Source organism: Pontibacter coccineus (assembly GCF_030546575.1).
Taxonomy (GTDB): domain Bacteria; phylum Bacteroidota; class Bacteroidia; order Cytophagales; family Hymenobacteraceae; genus Pontibacter; species Pontibacter coccineus.
The window spans coordinates 359,526-380,533 of the sequence record NZ_JAUOTN010000005.1; the positions used below are offsets into that span (position 1 = coordinate 359,526).

General features: G+C 53.2%; 22 protein-coding genes. 7 read left to right on the forward strand and 15 right to left on the reverse strand.

Features of this window, described 5'->3' with window-relative positions; all coding sequences use genetic code 11:
- Nucleotides 1-62: 62 nt before the first annotated feature.
- The 3 genes from Q4E40_RS14220 to Q4E40_RS14230 all read right to left on the reverse strand — a co-directional run bounded on the left by Q4E40_RS14220 (nucleotide 63) and on the right by Q4E40_RS14230 (nucleotide 2,891).
- Complete coding sequence (locus Q4E40_RS14220; RefSeq protein WP_303413066.1) at nucleotides 63-632, reverse strand: NADPH-dependent FMN reductase; 570 nt, start codon at nucleotides 630-632, stop codon at nucleotides 63-65.
- Nucleotides 633-806: 174 nt separating this feature from the next.
- On the reverse strand, nucleotides 807-1,304 hold the full coding sequence (locus Q4E40_RS14225; protein ID WP_303413067.1) for a VOC family protein: 498 nt from the start codon (nucleotides 1,302-1,304) through the stop codon (nucleotides 807-809).
- A 69-nt stretch (nucleotides 1,305-1,373) separates the two neighbouring features.
- On the reverse strand, nucleotides 1,374-2,891 hold the full coding sequence (locus Q4E40_RS14230) for a hypothetical protein (RefSeq protein ID WP_303413068.1): 1,518 nt from the start codon (nucleotides 2,889-2,891) through the stop codon (nucleotides 1,374-1,376).
- Between the two features lie 285 nt (nucleotides 2,892-3,176).
- Here Q4E40_RS14230 and Q4E40_RS14235 point away from each other — a divergent pair, with 285 nt between their 5' ends.
- On the forward strand, nucleotides 3,177-3,893 hold the full coding sequence (locus Q4E40_RS14235; RefSeq protein ID WP_303413069.1) for a hypothetical protein: 717 nt from the start codon (nucleotides 3,177-3,179) through the stop codon (nucleotides 3,891-3,893).
- Between the two features lie 18 nt (nucleotides 3,894-3,911).
- Nucleotides 3,912-4,511 (forward strand): hypothetical protein, encoded by a 600-nt coding sequence (locus Q4E40_RS14240; RefSeq protein ID WP_303413070.1) that lies wholly within the window; start codon nucleotides 3,912-3,914, stop codon nucleotides 4,509-4,511.
- An 82-nt stretch (nucleotides 4,512-4,593) separates the two neighbouring features.
- Here the strand turns inward: Q4E40_RS14240 and Q4E40_RS14245 are convergent, their stop codons facing one another.
- From Q4E40_RS14245 to Q4E40_RS14265, 5 genes are all read right to left on the reverse strand, one after another.
- The gene (locus tag Q4E40_RS14245) at nucleotides 4,594-5,439 is read right to left on the reverse strand and encodes an arsenite methyltransferase (protein ID WP_303413071.1); all 846 of its coding nucleotides are present in this window, start codon (nucleotides 5,437-5,439) and stop codon (nucleotides 4,594-4,596) included.
- Between the two features lie 53 nt (nucleotides 5,440-5,492).
- Nucleotides 5,493-5,825, reverse strand: coding sequence for an ArsR/SmtB family transcription factor (locus tag Q4E40_RS14250; RefSeq protein ID WP_303413072.1), 333 nt, complete (start codon nucleotides 5,823-5,825; stop codon nucleotides 5,493-5,495).
- Between the two features lie 105 nt (nucleotides 5,826-5,930).
- A complete protein-coding gene (locus tag Q4E40_RS14255; RefSeq protein ID WP_303413074.1) occupies nucleotides 5,931-6,377 on the reverse strand; it encodes a hypothetical protein in 447 nt (148 codons plus the stop codon).
- Between the two features lie 43 nt (nucleotides 6,378-6,420).
- Complete coding sequence (locus tag Q4E40_RS14260) at nucleotides 6,421-8,550, reverse strand: copper-translocating P-type ATPase (RefSeq protein ID WP_303413075.1); 2,130 nt, start codon at nucleotides 8,548-8,550, stop codon at nucleotides 6,421-6,423.
- A 13-nt stretch (nucleotides 8,551-8,563) separates the two neighbouring features.
- A complete protein-coding gene (locus tag Q4E40_RS14265; RefSeq protein WP_303413077.1) occupies nucleotides 8,564-8,866 on the reverse strand; it encodes a phosphoribosylpyrophosphate synthetase in 303 nt (100 codons plus the stop codon).
- A 179-nt stretch (nucleotides 8,867-9,045) separates the two neighbouring features.
- On the opposite strand from Q4E40_RS14265, the gene Q4E40_RS14270 reads away from it, so the two are divergent.
- Complete coding sequence (locus Q4E40_RS14270) at nucleotides 9,046-9,684, forward strand: DUF2911 domain-containing protein (RefSeq protein ID WP_303413078.1); 639 nt, start codon at nucleotides 9,046-9,048, stop codon at nucleotides 9,682-9,684.
- Between the two features lie 75 nt (nucleotides 9,685-9,759).
- On the opposite strand, the gene Q4E40_RS14275 is transcribed toward Q4E40_RS14270, so the two are convergent.
- From Q4E40_RS14275 to Q4E40_RS14290, 4 genes are all read right to left on the reverse strand, one after another.
- On the reverse strand, nucleotides 9,760-11,028 hold the full coding sequence (locus tag Q4E40_RS14275) for a PQQ-dependent sugar dehydrogenase (protein ID WP_303413080.1): 1,269 nt from the start codon (nucleotides 11,026-11,028) through the stop codon (nucleotides 9,760-9,762).
- Between the two features lie 146 nt (nucleotides 11,029-11,174).
- Entirely contained in the window at nucleotides 11,175-11,891 is a 717-nt protein-coding gene (locus Q4E40_RS14280) for a PRC-barrel domain-containing protein (RefSeq protein WP_303413081.1), read from the reverse strand.
- Between the two features lie 9 nt (nucleotides 11,892-11,900).
- Nucleotides 11,901-12,095, reverse strand: coding sequence for a hypothetical protein (locus Q4E40_RS14285; RefSeq protein WP_303413082.1), 195 nt, complete (start codon nucleotides 12,093-12,095; stop codon nucleotides 11,901-11,903).
- Between the two features lie 136 nt (nucleotides 12,096-12,231).
- Nucleotides 12,232-12,639 carry an STAS/SEC14 domain-containing protein gene (locus Q4E40_RS14290; RefSeq protein ID WP_303413083.1) on the reverse strand — a complete coding sequence of 136 codons (408 nt, stop codon included), beginning with the start codon at nucleotides 12,637-12,639 and terminating at the stop codon, nucleotides 12,232-12,234.
- 979 nt (nucleotides 12,640-13,618) lie between these two features.
- Between Q4E40_RS14290 and Q4E40_RS14295 the strand changes: the two genes are divergently transcribed.
- Both Q4E40_RS14295 and Q4E40_RS14300 read left to right on the forward strand, forming a co-directional pair.
- Nucleotides 13,619-13,993, forward strand: a complete 375-nt coding sequence (locus Q4E40_RS14295; protein WP_303413084.1) for a hypothetical protein — start codon at nucleotides 13,619-13,621, stop codon at nucleotides 13,991-13,993.
- Nucleotides 13,994-14,123: 130 nt separating this feature from the next.
- Nucleotides 14,124-14,618: a hypothetical protein gene (locus tag Q4E40_RS14300; protein WP_303413085.1), complete on the forward strand. Its 495-nt coding sequence runs from the start codon at nucleotides 14,124-14,126 to the stop codon at nucleotides 14,616-14,618.
- A gap of 351 nt (nucleotides 14,619-14,969) precedes the next feature.
- Here Q4E40_RS14300 and Q4E40_RS14305 read toward each other — a convergent pair whose 3' ends face one another.
- Nucleotides 14,970-15,377: a hypothetical protein gene (locus Q4E40_RS14305; protein WP_303413087.1), complete on the reverse strand. Its 408-nt coding sequence runs from the start codon at nucleotides 15,375-15,377 to the stop codon at nucleotides 14,970-14,972.
- Nucleotides 15,378-15,415: 38 nt separating this feature from the next.
- The gene (locus tag Q4E40_RS14310; protein ID WP_303413088.1) at nucleotides 15,416-15,721 is read right to left on the reverse strand and encodes a hypothetical protein; all 306 of its coding nucleotides are present in this window, start codon (nucleotides 15,719-15,721) and stop codon (nucleotides 15,416-15,418) included.
- 288 nt (nucleotides 15,722-16,009) lie between these two features.
- Between Q4E40_RS14310 and Q4E40_RS14315 the strand changes: the two genes are divergently transcribed.
- Nucleotides 16,010-16,276 carry a hypothetical protein gene (locus Q4E40_RS14315; protein WP_303413090.1) on the forward strand — a complete coding sequence of 89 codons (267 nt, stop codon included), beginning with the start codon at nucleotides 16,010-16,012 and terminating at the stop codon, nucleotides 16,274-16,276.
- 130 nt (nucleotides 16,277-16,406) lie between these two features.
- Here the strand turns inward: Q4E40_RS14315 and Q4E40_RS14320 are convergent, their stop codons facing one another.
- The gene (locus Q4E40_RS14320) at nucleotides 16,407-19,880 is read right to left on the reverse strand and encodes a class I SAM-dependent DNA methyltransferase (RefSeq protein ID WP_303413091.1); all 3,474 of its coding nucleotides are present in this window, start codon (nucleotides 19,878-19,880) and stop codon (nucleotides 16,407-16,409) included.
- Between the two features lie 376 nt (nucleotides 19,881-20,256).
- Here Q4E40_RS14320 and Q4E40_RS14325 point away from each other — a divergent pair.
- Nucleotides 20,257-21,008, forward strand: a 752-nt coding sequence (locus Q4E40_RS14325) for a 6-bladed beta-propeller (protein ID WP_303413092.1), incomplete at its 3' end; no start/stop codon positions are given.

Genomic DNA, 21,008 nt, shown 5'->3' on the forward strand with positions numbered 1-21,008 from the left:
CTTTATCTATACCTACATCTACACCTTGACAGACTCAGGTATAGGTATAGCGGGCAACGCACCTAATCAGCAGTTGCATCCATTTTCTTTTTCGCCTCGATACACCAGAGCAGTTCCCGCAGAAAGTGGTCGGCCCGTTTGTCGGTGGCTTCTTTATCGGCGGCATTGCCTGCCTCGTCGTAATTGTCCTGCACCTTGGGCACGGGAAACATAGCGGGAACGGTCCAGGCGCGCATTTTCCAGAGCGAGAACTGCAGTGAGGTAATCACCTGCGTACCACCGAAAGCCCCTCCTGAAACCGTAGAGATGGCCACCGGCTTGCGGTGCCACTCGTCATAAAGCAGGTCCACCACGTTTTTGAGACTGGCCGGATAGCCACCGTTATACTCGGGCGTCACGATGATCACCCCGTCTGCCTCCAGTATCTTGTCTCTGAATTCGGTCATTGGTTCTGAAGGGGACTCCAATCGGCTGTAGCGTTCATGAAACACCGGAAAGTCGTAAGCTTTCAGATCCACGATCTCGGTGCTGGCAAGTTGGTGTTCTTCAAGGTACTTTTTCATGTATAGCGCAACGCGGTGGCTTTTCCGGCCGGTGCGTACGCTTGAAGAAATAAGGGCAATGTGGGGCATGTGTTACTGTTTTAAGGTATAGCTCAAGTTCTGAAATTCTTTAATAAAGGACTGTTTTACGAAGGCAAAGTGATTGAAGAAGCTGTAAAAAAAGACAGTGAAGAGAGGTCCTTAGGCACGCTCCATCGGAATAAAATCTTATGTCTTTTGTCAAAAGAACCTCAATCGTAAAACTTACTTTTCCAATTCGCTGAGCAAATCCTGCAGGTCGAGTGGCTGGGTGTACATGGTGATCTTCCCTTCCTCGTCGAGCGGCCACTTTTCCTTCGGTCTGTCCCAGTACAACTCCACGCCATTGCCGTCGGGGTCAGAGAGGTATAGCGCTTCCGAAACACCGTGGTCGGAGGCACCATCGAGCCGGTAGCCGGACTCACGGATCCGCTTCAGGATGGCCGCCAGGTCTTTGCGGGTAGGGTAGAGGATGGCGGTGTGAAAAAGGCCGGTGCTACGAGCCGGAGCTGGCGTACCGCCTTTGCTGTACCAGGTATTCAACCCGATGTGATGGTGGTAACCACCCGCCGAAATAAAGGCTGCATCCGGCCCGTACATCATCATCAGTTCAAAACCCAGCAAATCACGGTAAAAAGCCAGGGCCCTGTCGAGGTCTGCTACTTTCAGGTGCACATGCCCGATACGGGTCTGTGCCGGGACGGTGTATTTTTCTGTTGCCATGGCGTCTGATTTTTCGTGCTTATACGCGAGCCGCGGTTTTTTGTGGTAGATCGAACACAGGCGCTCAGGCTACAGGTTACTCTGCGCTAGTTCTAGCAGCACATCATAATAGGGTCGTCGGAGCATTTTGGCTTTCAGCCAGGCATAAAAACTCATGGCCTGGATGTCGGTATTCTCAAACGAATCAAATTCGAGGCTCTGCTCTACCTGCTGAAAAAAAGCCTCGCTGGCCACGGCCGCCGGTTGGTCCACCATGTGCTTGATAAGCTGCAGGTATTGCTTCACGTTGTAGTAGGCCGGTTGCTGTAGCATGTCTTTGAATGTGCGCTCAAAAGACCGGATCTTGTTCAGTACCAGGTCCTCATTGCTGAGCTCGTACTGCAGAATCAATTCCCCCATTTTTTTCTTCAGCACCCACTCACGCCCCATGGTTTGCTCCAGCCATTTGTCTGATCGCTTGATGCCGAGCAGCACACGGTTTGCTTTGCCGAAAGCGCCTTGCGCAAAGTAGTTAAAGCTCAAACCCAGCAAGGCCGTTAGTTGGTCGCGCTGACTCAGGTGCACTTTGCTTTTGTATAGCAGTTTCTCCATCAACCCGATGGCCTCTGCGTTGCTGCGCAGAAAGACGAGGTTGGCCACCATCAAAAAAATGTAGCGCGGATAAAAAGTAGCGTAGTGATGCTTGCCGTCGCCGCTCATGCTGTTGTGCAGGGCCGCCAGGTAGTGAATCGACTCCACAAACTTCTTGTTCCGGTAGAGCACGTGCGCGATCATGTAGAGGAGGCTGAGTTTGTAATACTGGTGCGCCTTGATGAAGCCGTATTTCTGCTCTGTCTCCTGGTACTGGCTGATAATGAAGGGCTCAAAGGTGAGAAAGTCTTTGCGGGCCAGCACGGCACTCCGGGCAATGGACATCAGCTTAAAAAGCAACTGCGGACGCTTGCTCACAGCCTCGGTCAGGTTGTAACTAGAGAGCACCTCCTGTATGATCCGGTCGAAGTGCAGGTCGCTGCCCTGGCGCCGGACAGTCTGCAAACGCTGGCTGATGATGCTGCTGGCAATGTTGGCCCGTTCCATTTCATCGGCTGCTAATTTGTTTTGGTTGCGCTTTTCAATGATTTGGTCCAGGTCCCCGGCAAATTCACTTTCTGCTTTCTCTATCTGCAGGTTGTAGATGGTGTTGAGCAGATCAAACTGCTCGTTGGCGGCGGCCAACTTTTCGGCCTTGAGCAGGTAGTGCCAGGCCAGTCGCTCTACCTGCGCGTCGAAGAGGTAGCGGGAGAGGGAGAGCAAACCCATAATGGTAGAAGCGGAAGTGCTGTCCTGCTCCATCCGCTTGAGCATGATGAAGTCCGTGAGGTGGCGGGTGAGCCTTTTGCGCAGCGCATAGTAGGCCACCGGGTTCGGCTCGTCCGGGTACAGGCGGGCGATCAGCTGCTCTGGTGTGTGGTGCTTGTCCTGCAGCAGGAGTTTGTACAGCGCCAGGTCCTTGCGACTCTTCTTTTTTTTCTGACGCTGGATGAAAATGCCGAGTTCCCGACGATCTTCTTCACCGAGCGTTTCCAATGTTATTTTGAGGTCATCCATCGTGTTTTCAGCAAAGGATTTTGAATAAGGTGCGCCGGTTAACGGATTAAATGATACGAGTTGAAGGTATAGCACACCCAGTTAAGAACTTTATAAACTCTTTATAAGATTTACAAAGTCCTATGATGTGAATATAAATGATTGTGTATTAATAATATATACCATATTATATTAAAATTTAAAAGTCCTTAAAATCATTTTGCTGGCTTTCTATACCCGTGGTCGTGTTGTAGGTTTGATGCATCAAAAGCAGGAAAAAACCATAAACCATAACACACATCCACCATGAAACATCTATTGCTCACCATTATCGCCTGCCTTCTCTATGTTGCGGCTCAGGCACAGGACGTCCTCATCAAGCGCAACGGCGACGAACTGGAAGTCAAAGTGCTCGAGATCAACCTGCAGGAGGTCAAATACAAGCGTTTCGACAACCTGGAAGGCCCCGTTATCTCCATTGCCAAAGCAGACATCTTTATGATCAAATATGAAAACGGCACTAAGGTGATCATGAACGAGACACGTCCGGCCATGCAGCAACCGGTGTACGCCCGGGGAAACAACCAGCAGCAGAGCCTGAAACTGGCCGGTCCCCGACTGGGCTTTACGGTGCTGAGCCAGAACTACCGCGACCACATCAAGGATGACTTCGACACGGACGTGAGCGCTCTGATGACCCAGTTTGGCTGGCAGTTTGAGACAAGGGTGTTCACGCTCGAAAACGGCACCTCCGGACTGTTCGAGTTTGTACCGCTGATCGGTGGCCTGGAACAAGGGAAGTTTCTGCCGAGTCTGAGTGCGCTGGTAGGTATAAGAGGGGCGAAGGGACTTGAGTTTGGCATCGGTCCCAACGTGTCGCTGGGCGGCGCAGGGCTGGTACTGGCAGCAGGCACCAATTTTCAAACCCAGGGAGTCAACTTCCCGGTAAACGTCGCCATTGCCCCATCTTCAGATGGCATGCGCTTCAGTGTGCTCTTCGGTTTCAACTCCCGCAAATACTAACCCTTAAAACCAGAAGTCATGAAAGGAGCTGTACTATTGCTGTTGTTTTTCAGCCTGCACCACCTGCTGCTGGCACAGGATACGATCATAAAAAAGACCGGTGAGGAGATTCCTTCGCGCGTGTTGGAAATAACGCTGCACGAAGTCCTTTACCAGCACCCCGACTCCCTGCAGGGTATAACGTGGCGGCTGCCGAAAGCCGAAGTGTTTATGGTGAAGTTTGAAAACGGGACGAAAGAGGTTTTCGAGCAGCAGCCTGATAGTCTCTCAGGTATAGCACCAGGTATGACGGCTGACGAACTGTATGCGCTGGGTATGGCAGATGCGAAGCAGTATTACAAAGGCAACGGCGCTATGTGGGGTTCGGCTGCCAGCACGATGGTCATGTTTCCGCTCGGGTTGGCCGGCAGTCTCGTCATTGGAGCCACGCCTCCCAAAGTTAAGTCGACGCTGGTATCCGATGTCCGTTTGCTGGAGGAACAAGATTACCTGAAAGGCTATAAAGAGCAGGCTGCCCGCAAAAAGAGAGGAAAAGCCCTGGCTGGTGTAGGTATCGGAGCCGGCATACAATTAGGTCTGATCATCCTGATCGTGTCCACGCTCTCGGCCACACCCTGATAGCAGGTATAGGAAACACAAAACGGGAGTAGCCAGCTGTAAGTAGTGGCTGCTCCCGTTTGTTTTGTAGGGTTGTGTGTGATTAGCAGCACCCGCTACCCGGTGTGCAGGCCAGGTTTTCGATGGGCTTGCTGCCGTATACCGTAATGCTGTAGATGCCTGTGTTGCTTTCCCGGAAGGCCCTTATACCTGCGGCATCCAGGTAATCCTGCAGGATCTCGTTGGGCACGTTAATCGCTTTCTCTTTCTGAACCGTGATGTTCTCAAAACCCACTTCCCGTATGATCTGCAGATATTCTTCTTTCTGAATGGCACCCGACACACAGCCGGCATACATCTCGCTGGCCTGCACAATGCCCTCCGGTAGTTCGCCCACCAGCACCACATCTGAGATGCTGAAGTGACCGCCCGGCTTCAGTACCCGGAACGTCTCGGCAAAGGCTTTGCGTTTGTCCGGCACCAGGTTGAGCACGCAGTTGCTGATCACCACATCGGCCCGGTTCGCCGCGATCGGCAGCGCTTCGATCTCGCCCTGCCGGAACTCCACATTGTTGAAGTCTAGCTTGTCGGCATTTTCGCGGGCTTTGGCGATCATGGCCTCCGTCATATCCACCCCGATCACTTTGCCACTTTCGCCTGCCAGCGCGCGGGCTACGAAGCAGTCGTTGCCCGCGCCGGAACCCAGGTCAACTACCGTATCGCCTTTTTTAATCTGTGCAAACTCGGTGGGTACGCCGCAGCCGAGGCCAAGGTCTGCATCCGGGTTGTAGCCTTCCATCTCGGTGTAGTTATCGGCAAAGATGGCGTAGTCTACAGTGCCGCAGCCGGTGGCACCGCAGCAGGAGGCTTCGTTTTGCTCTTTGCTTTGCAGCGCGATCTCGCTGTACTTGTCGCGCACTATTTTCTTAAGTTCTTCTGCCTTGTTCATAGGACTATAGATTTTATATATCGGTGAATTACGATCAGTTTAGGTAAATTTTTTTAGCAGCAACTGCTGTCACAAGAGGTATAGCTTTGAAACAAAAGGCTCAACGTTTCCTGCGCCTGCTTCCATACCTGATCGTTGATGCAGTAGCATACCTTCTTCCCGTCAATGTCTCCCTGAATCAGGCCCGCTTCCTTCAGCTCCTTCAGGTGCTGCGACACCGTGGACTGCGACAGTGGCAGTTCATCCACAATATCGCCGCAGATGCAGGCCTTGCGCTCCAGCAACACACGCAGAATAGCGATGCGGGCCGGATGTCCCAACGCTTTGGCATAGCGGGCGAGCAGGATCTCTTCGTCTGTAAATTGCGCTGTCTTTGTAAGTCCCATGGGTGAGTTTTATAATCGTAATTTTACGATTAATATTTTGTATGTCAAAATGAAAGCACAGATTTTTTTGAAGGTATGGCGAACGTCTCCGAAAGATGGAGCGTGCTAGCGGATTATCTCCTGGCGCATCCGGTTCAGGTGAGAGCTATCGACCAGGCCGCGCTGGTGCATGCGTTCCATCATACTGTTCATCATGCCCGGGTGCTGCAGCATCAGGCGGGCCATTTCGTTGCAGGCAACGGTGTCAGTTTCGCACAGGGTCATCATCTGCTTCATATGTTGCTGCACCTGCTGGCGGTGCAGGGACACCATGCCGGACGTGTCGCCTATTGTGCCGCCCTGCATCATGCCGCCGCGCATCATGCCTGCACCCATGTTCTGGTCCCGCATCTGTGCCATCAGTTCGTTGCGCATCTGCTCATCTTCCAGGATGGTGCTGTATACCTGCTGGCGATCATCTTCGTCGCGCAACATTTCCTGCACACTGTCAGCCTGCTGGCAGCCGCTTATACAGAGCAGCGCAAAAGAGAGTAGGAGTAAGGGGTTTCTCATGGTTTTATTACTTGGTTTGTATCAGACACATTAACTTCTGCTACTACCTGTTCTGACGTCGCAGCAGTTGCGCATTGATCGCCACGATCACGGTGCTCAGGCTCATCAGCGCCGCTCCGACGGCAGGCGATACCATGATCCCCTGGTTATAAAGTACACCGGCAGCCAGGGGCAGCGCGATCACGTTATACCCGGTCGCCCAGATCAGGTTCTGTATCATTTTACGGTAAGTGGCCTTGCCGAAGAGGATGAGCGAGGCGATGTCCTGCGGATTGCTGTTGACCAGGATGATGTCGGCGGTTTCGGCGGCGACGTCCGTTCCGGACCCCACGGCAATCCCTACATCGGCCTGCGCCAGGGCGGGGGCATCGTTCACGCCGTCTCCCGTCATGGCCACAAACTCGCCCTTGGCCTGCAGTTCTTTCACTTTTTCCTGTTTCTGGTGGGGCAGCACGTTGGCCAGGAAGCCGTCCATTTGCAATTTGTCGCTCACGCTTTTGGCTACCCGCTCGTTGTCGCCGGTCAGCAGCAGGTTTTTGATGCCATTCGCCTTCAGTACGCGGATGGCGTCAGCCGACTCTGCACGTATCTGGTCGCGCATGGTGATGTACCCGACAGGCTGCTCGTCTACCAATACATACACCACTGTCTCCACGCCTTCTTCAGCCTCGCTGGCCGGTACCTGTATATTGAACTCTCTGAGGTAGTTGGGTCCGACCACCTTTACATCCCGTCCCTCTACCATACCTCCCAGCCCTTTGCCGGGCAAGTACCGGAACGACTGCGATGAAGGTACGGCTATACCTAGTTCTTTCACTCGCCGGAGAATGCCCTGGGCGATAAAGTGCTCGGAGTTCTGCTCCACCGCAGCAGCCAGCCGCAGCATTTCCCGCTCGTCCACGGACTCGTCAAACGTCACGACAGCGGCAATTTCGTGCGAGCCCTCGGTGAGCGTACCGGTCTTGTCGAAGATGACTGTGGTGATGAGGCGGGCATTTTCAAAAGCGGTGCGGTTGCGGATAAGGAGTCCGTTATTGGCGGACACGGCGGTAGAGATGGCCACCACCAGCGGCACGGCCAATCCCAACGCATGCGGACAGGAGATAACCATGACCGTCACCATGCGCTCCAACGCAAAAGCCAGGTCCTGCCCCAGCAAAAGCCACACGGCAAAGGTACCAAAGCCTGCAGTCAGCGCCACGTAGGTCAGCCATTTGGCGGCGCGGTCGGCCAGGCGCTGCGTATCCGATTTCGTTTTCTGGGCATCCTGCACCAGCTTGATCACCTTGTTGAGGTAGCTCTCCTTGCCGGTGTGCTCCACCCGCACGCGGAGTACCCCGTTGCCGTTGACGGAGCCACCGATCACTTTATCGTCTATCGTCTTTTTAACCGGTTTACTTTCGCCGGTGAGCATGCTCTCGTTCAGGTGACTTTCACCCTCTTCCACCACGCCATCGGCGGGCACTTTCTCACCTGGCTTTATCAGGATCAAATCGCCTTTCTGCAGTTCCTCAATGCGCACGCGCACCGTCTCCCCATTCCTGATCAGCATCGCCTCGGCCGGCATCATGCTCACCAGCAGCTCCAATGCCTTGGAGGCACCCAACACCGATTTCATCTCGATCCAGTGCCCGAGCAACATGATCACGATCAGCGTGGCCAGCTCCCAGAAAAAGTCCATGCCCTCCAGCCCGAACACGATGGCCGAACTGTAGAGGTATGCCACCGTAATGGCTACCCCGATCAGCGTCATCATGCCGGGGGCGCCCTTCTTCACTTCCTCGACCAGACCCGTCAGGAAAGGCCAGCCGCCATAGAAATAGATGATGGAGGAGAGCACGAAGGCGACGTACATGCCGTAGGGAACATCCAGCGTAAAACCCAGAATGTGCTGCACCATCGGGCTAAGGATGATGACAGGTATAGACAGCGCGAGCGAGATCCAGAAGCGCTTTTTAAAGTCCTCGATCATCATGCGGTGATGGTCGTGGCCGTGCTCCCCATGACCACCGCGGTCATGCCCGTTGTGCGGCGGGTGCCCGCTGGTGTCTTCGTGCATGGCATGTTCGTGTCCATGCAGTGCTGTTTCCTCCAGTTTTTCGGTTAGCTGGTCCTGTTGCTTTTTGACCTGCTGCTTCTGGCTGTTAGGATGATGCTGGTGATCGTGGTCCATGATCTTGGTGGGTTTACGCTCTCAGTTTCTGCGCCATTTCGGGGGTGATCGCTTCAGCGTAGGCGCCATACGCATCTACCAGCACCCCTTTCACGCCGTAGGTCGAGGAGATGGCGTACACCACCGAGTTGTCATCGGGGTTGCTCATGCCCTCGAAGCGGTGCCCTTCCTCAATGTCAAACTCTTCGGGTTTTAACTCCAGGGGTTTGGTGGCACAGATGATGCAGTTTTCTTTCAGATTAAAGTCTTCGGTATAGCCTCGCTGCTTCAGCCCATTCAGGGCGCCGGAAAGGGTATCGTAACTGTAGTGGGTCATGACTTTTAGTTTAAGTGTCTTTGTCTATAGCGTTGTACTGCAAGCGCTTTGCTTTCGTTTTAACCGGGCTGTGTCAGGGGTTACAGCGGGGCTCATGAAAGCAGGGTGGGGAGTGCCTTTGTGTCAAAAACAATTTGTAGCTTCGCCTTCGTATAAAAAGACCTCTAACGCTCACCGACATGAAAAAAACCTTTACCCGATTCGCATTGGGGCTTGGGCTCAGCGCCACCCTGACGTATTGCAACCAACCTGAACAGGCGCGCGACCAGGAGACGCCTCCGGCACAAGGAAGCCATTCCGAACATAATATGCAACCAAGTGAGGGTGCGAACACTATCAGGGTGCAGGCCGAGCCGGACACCCTGAAAGGCAGTCTGAAGGCGGAGGCCCACGGTATGATCGGCGATGCCCACTTGACCATCGCCTACCACTCGCCGGCTGTGCGCGGACGCGTGATCTGGGGCGGCTTGGTGGCCTATAACCAGGTATGGGTAACGGGAGCGCACTCCGCTACCAGCCTGATGACCGACAAAGCCATCACGATAGGCGGAAAGGCGCTGCCAGCAGGTAAGTACGCTTTGTTCACCATACCTGGCGAGCAGGAGTGGACGATCATCATCAATAAAAACTGGGAGCAGCACCTGGCCGACGATTACAAGGAAGCAGAGGATGTGCTGCGATTTACGGTGAAGCCCGAAGTGGCCCCTACTAAACAGGAAAGGCTGCGCTATGAAATCATTTCAGGGGAGGACGGCGAAGGCAGTATCCAGATCACCTGGGACATGCTGCGGGTGACGCTCCCTGTTTCGCAACAATAAGCGGTTGGATCGACTTAAATTAAAAAAGGACAGGCGTATACCTGTCCTTTTTTATTCTTGCATTTTTAGCGGGGTTTACTGCTTCGGGGTAATCTTCCAGAGTTCACCGTTCTGCTGGTCAGTCACCACGTAAAGCGCGCCGTCAGGTCCCTGACGTACGTCACGCACCCGCTGGTTGCGGTCTTTGAGCAGGTGCTCTTCGCCCGTCACACGGTTGTTCTCCATGCGCAGGCGCACCAGCGCTTGCTCGCGGAGGCCGCCCACGAACAGGTTTCCCTTCCATTCCGGAAAAGCACTTCCTGTATAAAACTGTGCTCCTGACGGGGCAATTACCGGATCCCAGTAATAGATAGGATCTACGAAGCCTTCTTTAGTAGTAACCGAGCTAGGTATAGGCTCACCCGAGTATTCCTCTCCGAACGTGACCAGAGGCCAGCCATAGTTTTTGCCTTTCTCTACTTTGTTCACTTCATCTCCTCCCTGCGCTCCATGCTCCACGATCCAAAGCTCGCCTGCGTCATTAAAGGTGGCCGCCTGCACGTTGCGGTGGCCGGCACTCCAGATCTCAGGCAGGTGGTTTTCTTTCTTCACGAAAGGGTTGTCGTTTGGCACTTTGCCGTCCGGCGCTATGCGGATGATCTTGCCCATGTGGCTGTTCATTTGCTGCGCCTGCGGACGTATCTCTATGTCCGAACGCTCACCCAAGGTGATGTACAGCATGCCATCCCGTCCGAAAGCCAGTCGGGATCCGTAGTGCATCGTGCCGTCGTAGGTAGGCTGCGCCTGGAAGATCACTTGCACGTTCTCTACGCGCGTACGGTCTTCTGAGAGCACCCCGCGGGCTACGCTTGTCGCGTTGCCGCCCTGGCGCGGTTCGGTGTAGCTCCAGTAGATCATGCGGTCGGAGCCAAATTTGGGGCCTAGGGCCACGTCCAGCAAGCCGCCCTGTCCGCGGTCGTCTACTTTTGGTATACCTGCTATCGGGGTGCCGATCTGTCCGGTGGCCGACACAATGCGCATGCGGCCGGGCTTTTCGGTTACCAGCAGGTTGCCATCGGGCAATGGTTCAACAGCCCAGGGCTTTTCAAGGCTCTTGGTGAGCACCTGCACGTCAATAGCCGTTTCAGACTTTATCGCACAGGCGCGGGTCTGGCCTTCGAAGGTTGGCTTCTGCTCCGGGACGCTCGCTGTGCCCCTGTCAATCGGCTGGCAGTCTTCCTGCGGCGCAGTGGCTACAGGTTCCTGTGGGTCTTTTTCCTCCTGTGTAGTTTTTTCTTCGTTGCAAGAGGTACCCATCATGGCCATGCCAATGGCACTCAGGAGGATGAGTCGGGATAGTTTCATAGTGTTTATTTTTTATGGTTGATGTTAAGCGTATGATCACCTGTTTTACTCCATTGTTTTTGATTTGTTCGCCGGAGCCTTAAAACCACAAAGCCGCACGGTTTGCAGGTGCGGCTTTGCAGGTATAGCAAACGGATCGGGCCGGCCTAAGCGTCCAGCGCTCTTTTCTTGAGAAGGATGAATTCCTCCTCGGTAATCGAGCCGCGTTCGCGCAGGTTTTCCAGACGCTCAATCGTGGTGATGGAGTCCTCTACGGGCTTGCTGCGGTAGTCTCTGCTATCGCTCCGGTCAGTTACCTGGCGCGCGGGTGCATTGCGGTCGAGGGAGGAATCGTGTACCGCATAAAAACGGTCCTCGTTAAACGACTCGTCGTTGTAAAAGTCCGGATTGATGCGGCGCGTTGTGGTGGTGTCGTGTTGGAGGGCATCTTCAAACTCTGACTTGTACTCGGTCTTGTCGTCGAAGGCGTCGCGGTGGGCGCGCCGGAAGTTGTCGCGCACGGCGTACTCATAATCCGGCGAGATCGGTCCGCCCGGATAGGCCGGGTAGCGGGCGATACTGTTGGCATCGACAGAGGCCACGAAGATGTTTTTGCCTTTGCGGTCGAGGGCGGCTGCCCCGATCGGAATAAGCAGATAGGTATCGCGGTCGCGGTCGAAGAAACGGTGGTCGCCGAGCACAGACAGGTAGCGCACTTTCATGGCGTCCATGTCTACCACCAGGTCTTTCACATCACCCAGCTTTTCGCCGTCGGCGCCCACTACGCGCCAGCCTGTCACGTCGGTGTTGTTTTTGGCGACCTCGTAGTCTTTCAGCTCGCTCAGAGGCACCAGTCTTTCATTTCTCAATTCGTTGTCTTTCATAAGTTCAGTTTAAGTGCGTATCATCTCAGGCGTCAGGTCAGGGCCTGGTGCAGGCAACAGCGTGCAGACAGCAGCAAGCGCCTGGACTTGTCCGTCCTTCAGAAACAGTTCATAAACAGCCCATCCCAGCAGGAGTAGTATCACGACCAGCAGGATCCAGGGCCACACAGGTTTTTTCTTTTTTTCGATGTGTATCTCAGCCATTTTGCGTTTTTATTTTTCCATAGTTTTATCAGATCACCCGCCCCTAAAACTTAAGCGCAGGGGGTGTTGTGCTTAATACGCTGTTGCAGAGATGATTGTTGAAAGTGCGGTCAGACTGTCTGCGTGGAGGTAGCTTTCAGTGCAGGTTCTGTCTGTTGAGCCACTCCACAGCATCCATGGAGTGCCTGAAAAATTTGACCTCAGGCGTCGCGCTGCTGCCCTCCACTATCTCCGGCATGGGGGCATCGGGGGGCAGCACATACGCGATGCAGCTGATGCCCGCAGCAACGAATGTTTCCATGTCCCAGTCAGACCACCTCAGGTAATCTGCCGGCGCCTGGTGAAAGTCCTGCACATCGTTTAAAATAGAGCGGCTGGGAAACTTCTGCAGCATTTTCTGCAGACCTTCTTTCACATCATGGATGCTTTCATCGGTGGCGGTTCCTTTCCAGATCACGTTAAGCATTTTCCGGTCTTCGAGGTAGCGGATGGTGCAGTAACGCTGGCCGAGGCTGTTCCAGTAGTGTTTGTATGGTCTCTTCATGTATATTTCTAAAGCGGTTACGCTGTAATAGCTTACGCTTCCATACTATAAGAGTATACGCTGTTGGTCTTTCTGATTTTGATGTGCCATTTGAGGGGATATTTGATACAGGCATCCTGGCTGTTGTATGCTATGGTGGGGTAGGTGTAGGTATAGGTATAGCAGCTGTTCTTGCAGGTATAGCGACCTGTTTAGTTTTATAGCTTGCCCTTGCCGGGCAGGCCCTACTTTTTTTCTTGATAAAAAAAGTAGGCAAAAAAATCAAGATTCCCCAAACTCGCTGAACGCTCAAACAGTGGGTAATCATTTGGTGCACTTGGCTCAGGTTATCTATTGCATAGCTTCCGGGGCAAGCTAGTCTTGCTATACCTGACGGTGGTGCGCAACAGTAACTTAGACTACGGCGCTTATACCTGTAAAATGGCAGTTACAGGTTCCCCGCCTGGGGGTAGGGGCCCTCTTAAAGGATAAGGAGGGGTTAGGGTGGTTGGACCAGGTGTAGCAAAGCTTAGTCTGGCATAGAGAGAAGACGAAGCTTATACCTGCGAAGTAGTAGCGGCAGAAATTCCCCTCTTGGGAGGGGCAGGGGTGGGTATAGTCCGTGGGTGTAATTTAAGACAGTCGCTGAGAAGCTATACCTACAAACCGGTATTGCAGAAAGTCTCACTTGAGGGTAGCGGCCCTCGACAAAGAAGGGGGCAGGGGGATGACAATCGTGCAGGGCTCCTTTCCCTGTTCCTAGGAGAAGGTTGGGATGGGATGATACCACAACGCTTATACCTGTTGTATGACCACGAGAGAAGCTCTCCAACTCAGACAAAGAGTGGTTGGGCACTTGGAGCTGGCAGCGTAAAAGATAAGCCGCCACTACAGTTGCCGCTGGGCTGATAGTTGCTGTCCCTCAGAAGCGTGAATTCAAAATAGAAACTAATTGAGGCTGGGATGGGACTGGCCGTGTTTAATAGTGGTATATTGCAACGTGCATTACGCTGTCAAAAATATAGTCTTTGCGCTCTCGCTCTTTTTTGCTTTCTACGGGATGCAGACCAGGGCGGCGATGGAGATGCGGGCCCAATCCGTAAAGGAGTGGACTACTGAAGGCGATCCAACCCATTTTGACAAAGGTAAACTCGAACGGACAACGGGACTTCTTCAGCCGGAAGAGCAACTGCGCTTAGCGCAGCCGAGACCTTCGGCACCGCTCAAGCAGGTGTTCTCGGGCATGGCCGCACTTGTCTGGGCACAGGAGTTCAGGCTGCAACTGCTGGCGGTGCACTACCTGCAACGGACCCGGTTATTTAGTCCCGGCCTTACCATCCGCGACATCATCTTTCCCTTCCATTACTTCTGGTAATTTCTTCTCTTTTTTAGCGCCCCGCAGGGTAGAAGCCCTGCTCATCAGCACCTCAGGTATGAAGCGGTCAATGCACCGGCAGGGATACCTGTACCTATCATTTCAGATAATTTAAAAAAAGAAAAGAAAAATGGAGATATCCACCATCGTAATGGGAATACTGGCTTTGGCCCTGTTTGTGATTCCTATCTATTTTATCCAAAACAAACAAAAGGCGAAGTTGAACAAAGCAAAACAGCCTTTTATAGAAGCGGCACACCGCCACGGACTGCATTTGGGACGGCATGATGTCTGGAACGGGCAGTACGGCATCGGACTCGATGAGGCCAACAACCGCCTGTTCTACTGGCACAACGAAAAGCCAAATCCGCAGGAAACGATCATAGACCTGGGTTCTGTGAAGCAATGCGTAGTTGATAACGTGCACCGCGACGTGAACGGGAACCGCATCATCGACGCCATCGGGCTGCGCATTGCCTTGCACGGAGCTAAAGCAGCGAGCGTATACCTGCCGTTCTACATCACGGAAGACATCATGATGCTGAAAGGCGAGCTGCAGCTGGCGGAGAAATGGAATTCGATCATTCAGGGTAAAATGACGAGCAGACAAGCCGTGCAGGTATAGCAAGGCTCCGAAAGTACAAAGGCCAGTGTGTGAAGGTATACCGCGTTACGGTATTGCCTTCGCACACTGGCCTTTTTCGTTCTCGTCAGGCCGCGGCCTACAGCGTAGCTGGTAGCTGAGTGAATTACTTCCTGCCTGTTTTGCAGTCGTTGTAGGCTGTGACAACTGCGGGCACTTCCAGAATTTTAAATTCCTTCGCCTCGATTCTTTTCACCAGTTCCGGGTAGTCGGCAATATACTCGCTCGCCAGCTTTCTGAACGTTTTGTTGATGCCGAAAGTCCTGACAAAAATTCATTCCCTCTCTGAAGTCAAGGACTCTCATCAAAGCAGAAGGCCAGGGTGATTCCTCATTACGCCTTCACCTTTTCCTCTTTCACTGGCAGGGGATGCCGGTAAAGCGTGAGGCCGAACCAGGCCGCAAAGCCGGCGTAGGCGGCGCACAGGATCCAGAGTACGAAGGGCTGCTCGGGGTAGCGGAACAAAAACTTGAACATGGCCATTGTGCCGATGAAGAAATGGCCGAAGTTGGCAAGGCAGATCGGGCGGTTGTAAATGCCACCGATCAGAGTGCCTTTGGCCATCCAGTTGAGCATGGCAAAGCCCAGGTATAGCGCGCCCGCCATCTGCAGCAGCAGTACATCGAGCGGACCCGGCTCTGAGCCCAGGTATACCGCCAGCTCATCGGGCAGGAACGTGAAAGCTAAACCTAATACGGCCAGCACAGCGGCGCTAAAGGTCATCATGATTTTGGTTTGCATGGGTTATTTGTTGGTTTAAGGGTATGGTTAGTTTTTGTTTATGATCGTAATTCAGGAAGTGAAAAACTGACTATCTCCCCATCCAGCCACATCGTCTCACCTGGTTTTATCGCTTCTTTGGAATAACCGTGATGTGTGTCGTAAACCTCACCTATCTTCCAATAATTCCCGCATTTACAGCATGTAAAAATAGCCAGTTTTAAATGCCCGCCCATCCATTTCTCTGTTTTTAAGACCTCTATTTCTTGTAGCAGCCAACCTTCGCAGGTCAGTAGCCTGACATTGGCCTGGCCGGGCTCAAAATTGCAGTATGGATTCATGATCGGCATTGATTTATCTTTCAATTCAGATTCCTTATACCTGTGCCAGCTTCCCCCGCTCTTGCGGATTTGTCATCCGCAGACTGCAGGCTGTCGTGCCGGGCTAACTGACAATTAGTAAATCCGCAGCAGGAACTTAGCCCGGGAGGTGCTATTCTTATACCTTAACAAGCGCTGTGCGTCTGGCAGGTTATTCATGCTTTATAGGTTGCTACTGCAGTTGTATGTATAAAGCCGCGGGCACTTCCTGTTCGCTGGTATGGTACCTGCAGCTTAGCGTGGTATCTTAGCACTGAAAATTACCTTACCCGAATGAAGAAATTACTCTATGTAGCCATCGCTTTGTGCGCTACTTCCTGCTCCTCTGACCATAACCTGGAAGACACCCTCTACAATGTAGTGGAATCCGGTGCCACGATGGTCATGGACTCGCTGCACCACACCGCCAACAAGGAGCTGGAACGATACACCGGCATCGACTCGCTCGCTAACAAGATCGGTGCGGTCGATACGATTAACGTGGAGCGCGAAATAGAGCGCGGCGTTAAACGCAGGATCATCGAAGAACTCTCAAAATAACGGCGCTATACCTGCCGGGTTCAGCTACCGCTTCTCCATAGTAGGGACGGCTGGACCGGGTGATTGCTCAAATTTTTCCAGACACTCGCGGGAGCTGCGCGTTCCGCGAGGTCTTGGGCCTTCTTGGATTTTACTTCACATACTGTTCCTGTTCTGTCTTTCTGAGCAAGCCCAGCCCATGAAGCGTTTGCAGCAGGCTGTCGATCTGCTGGAGGCGCTGGCCTTGCTGGGGCTTGGCCACGGGCTTGAACTGGCGCACCAGGTCTTCGGCAGTGGCGGGGCGCTCGTGCAGCTGCAGGGCGCGTTGCACGGCCTGCGCCTGCTCCGAAAGCGTTTTTGGCCAGGCGAGCACTTCTTTGGCGGTGGCTTTGGCGACTTTGCCTGCTTTTTTGCTTTCTATACCTAGCTCGCCCTGCTGCGTGCCCTGCGGGTTCTGGTACTCGGGGCGGAGCCAGCGGATAAGGCCGCGTGCCTCTTCGGCGGCGCGTGCCTTGTTGAGGGCAACCAGGCGCTCGAGTATTTCCTCTTCGGGCAGATTGGCGGGCCAACCGTAGGCGGCGGCCACTGCGGCATCGAGCTCGTTGTGCAGTTGCAGCAAGATACTCACCAGCCCCTGGTCGTGGGTTTTCTGCTCTTTGGCCGAAAGCGCCCCGCCCGACCGCAGTTTCTCCAGCACGTTGTACATGTCGGTGATGGTGAGCGTAGGGTGCTGCGCCTGCCGCTGCTTGCGGTGCACGTCCAGCTGCTCGGCTATACCTCGGATCTGCTCTTTTTGGTCTTCGGTTGGGGTAGGGAAGGGGAAGGTGTCGAAGCAGCGGGTTTTGTCATAAACAGGTCTGTCTTCAAGTCTTCCACCTGTGGCTAATGCCCAAATAATATGTATTTTTGATGATAGTACTCCTAACTGAAAAGCATCATCGAGTGCGAAAGCAATAAGCTTGTCGTCAGGCATGATATCAATATCTAAGAATTGAAATACTCTATGCTTAGCAGTTTGAGGAGTAGCAATATATCTTTCCAAGCCATTTAAAGCCTTTCTAATTGTTTTTCGTGGTTCTGCAAAAATCCACCATTTATCTCTTATTGCTGCCCTTTTGTTTTCGTCACGATGTGGCTTTACATTTAGAAGAATGTGCTGGTATAATTCCGGATATAGTGAACGTACTTCATCTATACTCAACCCGAGCAAATCAATCACCATTACGCCTCTTGGGGTTGATGTAAAATCTTTGCCGTTCCAGTAATTCCTAATATGTTTTTCAATTCCAGCTATTCTTCCATAACCAAGGGTAGAAGCTTCATCAGGTGTAACTATTAATCCGGATCCATGAGGAATAACACCCCTTGAACTCATGTTTTCTGTAGCTTTTAGAGCCTTCACTTCTGCCACATTTGCACCAACTTTAATATCAGAATGTATAGTGCCTATCTTCTCTCCAAGTATAACATCTCTTCCCAACTCACCTGTTTCTTTTTCTTGAAGTGATATGTTTAATCTACCAGTTTGTGCCCCTTTTTCTGCGACAGTCATTGCAATTCTCACAGCAGCTCCATCACCACTATCTACCCAAGGGTGATCAGGTATAGCATAGGTGATAGCGATCGGCTCTTTGGCTTCCATAAAAGCCTGCAACACTCTACGGTTGAAAGACTGAGTTATGCTATTGGTGGTGATAAATCCGAATCTTTCTGTTTGATCATTCGCTAAAATTTCTGCAGCCTTATACCACCAGTACATCACAAAATCTGCGCTATCCGGTACAGCGCCTTTGTAGGCTTTTCTTAATGCTTCGGTATACCCATCACCCAAAGCATCGCGCATACGCTTGTTCCCCACAAACGGCGGATTGCCAACTATAAAATCGGCTTCGGGCCAGGTGGCGGGTTTGGGGTCGAGGTAATCGTTGACGATTGTGCGGGCAGTTTCGTCGGGCACTTCCTGTCCGGTAACCGGGTGCAGTTTGGTGCTGTGGCCGTCCCAGCGGGTAACGGGCTGTCCGTTGGCGTCGAGGCGCGGTTGGCGCTCGGTATAGCTCAGCACGGCGTCCTGCTGCTTGATGTTACCGTACTCGCGCAAGATTGGGTCGCTCAGGCGGGAGGCCGAGCCGTGCGTCCGGAAGTGCCACTGCAGGTAGCCGATCCAGAGCACCACATCGGCGATGGCCGCCGCGCGTGGGTTCACCTCCAGGCCGAGCAGCTGCGCCGGCGTTACGGTATAGCCGCCCGTCATGTCGAAGCCCAGCTGACCGGGGAAATGGGCCAGCACCTCCAGCACTTCGCCCTCCAGCCTTTTGAGGTGCTCCAGGGTCACGTACAGGAAGTTGCCGCTTCCGCAGGCCGGGTCAAGTACGCGCACCGAGCACAGGCGACGGTGGAAGTTCTCAATCTCGCTACGGGCACCTTTCTCGTCGCCGGCGTCCTCGAGTATGGCCGAAGCCGTGCGGGCCGCTTCCCACTCTTCGCGCAGCGGCTCAATCACGGTCGGCATCACCAGTCGCTCCACGTAGGCGCGGGGCGTGTAGTGGGCACCCAGTTTGTGGCGCTCGCGCGGCTGCAGCGCCCGCTCCAGCAACGTACCGAAAATGGCAGGCTCCACCTCGGCCCAGTCGGCTTCGGCGGCCAGCACCAGCAGATCGAGCTGCGCTGCCGTAATGGGCAGCGCCTCGGGGTTTTTGAACAAGTAGCCGTTAAAGCGTGGAATTTTGGTGTGCAGAATAGCGGCAAATCCGCCAGTGTCCATTTTCTCCCACAGCGCCTGCAGCGCATCCGGGAAGTGCTCCAGGTTCTGGCGGTAGTCCTGCAGCAGTCGGGTGAAGGAGTTGTCGGGCAGCAGCTTTACGTCCTCGGCAAACATGGTAAAGAGGCAGCGCATCAGGAATCCGGAAACTTTCTCGGGCGAGTGGCCCGCCAGTTCGAGCGAGGCCGCCAGCTTGGCCAGCCGCTCGGCCAGCTCGCGGGTAACACGGGCTGCACGTCGGCTCGGGTCCAGTTCCAGCGGCTCCGTGAAGAGCAGGCGCAGGCGCTCGCGCACCTCGGTGCGGTGCAGTTCGTCGAGCGTAATTCTATAGTGCTGCGGGTCGGGGAAAGGCACATAGGTCTTGCCCTGCCGCGCAAAGTCGGCGTACAGATCAATGCAGTAGCCCACGTCCACCACCGCCAGAAATGGCGGCCATCCTTCGGTGGTGGGCAGGGAGCGGGCGTAGCGCAGGGCCTGTTCCTTGGCCTTTTTCATTTCGCGCTCCCAGGTACGGGTTTCGCGGGTGGCGGTGCCGGTTTTGGTCTTCACCTTTTCGCCGCCCAGCAGCTCGGCCTCTGTTATACCTGCCTTGTCAGCGCCCTGCTTGGCCTCCAGCACAAAGCAGTCTTTTTTATACAGGTCGATGAAGTTGGTGCTCGTCTTGCCCTCGCCATCGTCAAATACCACGGGCCGCTCAAAGGTATAGGTCGCCTCGTGCACCTTGTCGGTAGCAGGCTGCGGCTTCTCCACGCCCAGCAACTCGCACAGCTCCGACAAAAACAGCTGGTAATTGGCTCTTTCGGAAGCACCGGAAGCTTTCCAGCGGGTGATGAAGTGGGCAATGGCAGGGGTAGAGGTATGGGGCATGGTCTGTTTCCTTTGGCTGCTTGGGGTATAGTATGCAGTTTAGGAAAATTTGGGCAGAAAGTATAGGGGATTTTCTATTTAATATTTTAATGCTTAACTAATATTTTTTCTGCTTCTGCTGTGACGATAAATGCATCTACCTTAAATATTATAAACATAGACAAATTGTATATTACCATAGTACAATCAAGACGTAAATCTATAATAGGTTGAGCTATAGGCATAAGTGATTAAATTATAGGCTATAGCCAGAGAATGCAACCTCCCTTCTCCTTTCGCCCTTTTCAGAAATCGGCATTTGATTATGGCACTGTTACCTATAATTGTTACGTGCCTCTTCGTTGGAATCACCGTTTTTAAACCTACCCAATTACATATGAACATGAAAACTACTTCAATAATAATGTATAATGCGTTTCAGCTTGGCTTCTCTGCACTATTTTTTTACTTATATATAGGCTTATGTTCGTTTTTGTTTCTTCATGCTTCGCCATCTACAGCTCAAACATATGAGTTCAAATGGCAGATAGGTTCTGAAGGCACGGGTGAAGGGCAATTTATTTATCCTTCTAGCGTAGGCGTAGATGGACAGGGAAACGTTTATGTTGGAGATTTTAACAATAACCGGGTACAGAAGTTCGACGGACAAGGAACTTTCTTGCTAAAGTTTGGAACACAAGGAACGAGTGAAGGGCAATTTGGTAATCCTTATGGAATGGCCGTTGACCCGCAGGGGAATGTCTACGTAGCGGACAGGCAAAACCACCGGGTGCAGAAGTTCGACGGGCAGGGAGCTTTCATAATGCAGTTTGGAACACATGGCTCGGGTGAGGGGCAGTTTTCCAACCCAACAAGTATTAGTGTGGACGAACTTGGGAATATATATGTGACAGATGGAGATAATCATCGGGTGCAGAAGTTCGACGGGCAGGGAGCTTTTCTATTCCAGTTTGGTTCGGAGGGTTCGGGCGAGGGGCAGTTTATGTATCCATTAGATATGGCCTTGGACGGGCATGGAAACGTGTACGTGGTGGACTTATACAACGACCGGGTGCAGAAGTTCGACGGGCAGGGAGCTTTTCTATTCCAGTTTGGTTCGGAGGGTTCGGGCGAGGGGCAGTTGTCACA

What these genes read in the sequence shown, in the direction of transcription:
- Q4E40_RS14320 (WP_303413091.1), bottom strand. Translation starts at nt 19,880, where the DNA reads ATGCCCCATACCTCTACCCCTGCCATTGCCCACTTCATCACCCGCTGG.
- Q4E40_RS14315 (WP_303413090.1), top strand. Translation starts at nt 16,010, where the DNA reads ATGAAGAAATTACTCTATGTAGCCATCGCTTTGTGCGCTACTTCCTGC.
- Q4E40_RS14260 (WP_303413075.1), bottom strand. Translation starts at nt 8,550, where the DNA reads ATGGACCACGATCACCAGCATCATCCTAACAGCCAGAAGCAGCAGGTC.
- Q4E40_RS14220 (WP_303413066.1), bottom strand. Translation starts at nt 632, where the DNA reads ATGCCCCACATTGCCCTTATTTCTTCAAGCGTACGCACCGGCCGGAAA.
- Q4E40_RS14290 (WP_303413083.1), bottom strand. Translation starts at nt 12,639, where the DNA reads ATGAAGAGACCATACAAACACTACTGGAACAGCCTCGGCCAGCGTTAC.
- Q4E40_RS14240 (WP_303413070.1), top strand. Translation starts at nt 3,912, where the DNA reads ATGAAAGGAGCTGTACTATTGCTGTTGTTTTTCAGCCTGCACCACCTG.
- Q4E40_RS14255 (WP_303413074.1), bottom strand. Translation starts at nt 6,377, where the DNA reads ATGAGAAACCCCTTACTCCTACTCTCTTTTGCGCTGCTCTGTATAAGC.
- Q4E40_RS14270 (WP_303413078.1), top strand. Translation starts at nt 9,046, where the DNA reads ATGAAAAAAACCTTTACCCGATTCGCATTGGGGCTTGGGCTCAGCGCC.
- Q4E40_RS14285 (WP_303413082.1), bottom strand. Translation starts at nt 12,095, where the DNA reads ATGGCTGAGATACACATCGAAAAAAAGAAAAAACCTGTGTGGCCCTGG.
- Q4E40_RS14275 (WP_303413080.1), bottom strand. Translation starts at nt 11,028, where the DNA reads ATGAAACTATCCCGACTCATCCTCCTGAGTGCCATTGGCATGGCCATG.
- Q4E40_RS14235 (WP_303413069.1), top strand. Translation starts at nt 3,177, where the DNA reads ATGAAACATCTATTGCTCACCATTATCGCCTGCCTTCTCTATGTTGCG.
- Q4E40_RS14280 (WP_303413081.1), bottom strand. Translation starts at nt 11,891, where the DNA reads ATGAAAGACAACGAATTGAGAAATGAAAGACTGGTGCCTCTGAGCGAG.
- Q4E40_RS14300 (WP_303413085.1), top strand. Translation starts at nt 14,124, where the DNA reads ATGGAGATATCCACCATCGTAATGGGAATACTGGCTTTGGCCCTGTTT.
- Q4E40_RS14230 (WP_303413068.1), bottom strand. Translation starts at nt 2,891, where the DNA reads ATGGATGACCTCAAAATAACATTGGAAACGCTCGGTGAAGAAGATCGT.
- Q4E40_RS14305 (WP_303413087.1), bottom strand. Translation starts at nt 15,377, where the DNA reads ATGCAAACCAAAATCATGATGACCTTTAGCGCCGCTGTGCTGGCCGTA.
- Q4E40_RS14250 (WP_303413072.1), bottom strand. Translation starts at nt 5,825, where the DNA reads ATGGGACTTACAAAGACAGCGCAATTTACAGACGAAGAGATCCTGCTC.
- Q4E40_RS14265 (WP_303413077.1), bottom strand. Translation starts at nt 8,866, where the DNA reads ATGACCCACTACAGTTACGATACCCTTTCCGGCGCCCTGAATGGGCTG.
- Q4E40_RS14225 (WP_303413067.1), bottom strand. Translation starts at nt 1,304, where the DNA reads ATGGCAACAGAAAAATACACCGTCCCGGCACAGACCCGTATCGGGCAT.
- Q4E40_RS14245 (WP_303413071.1), bottom strand. Translation starts at nt 5,439, where the DNA reads ATGAACAAGGCAGAAGAACTTAAGAAAATAGTGCGCGACAAGTACAGC.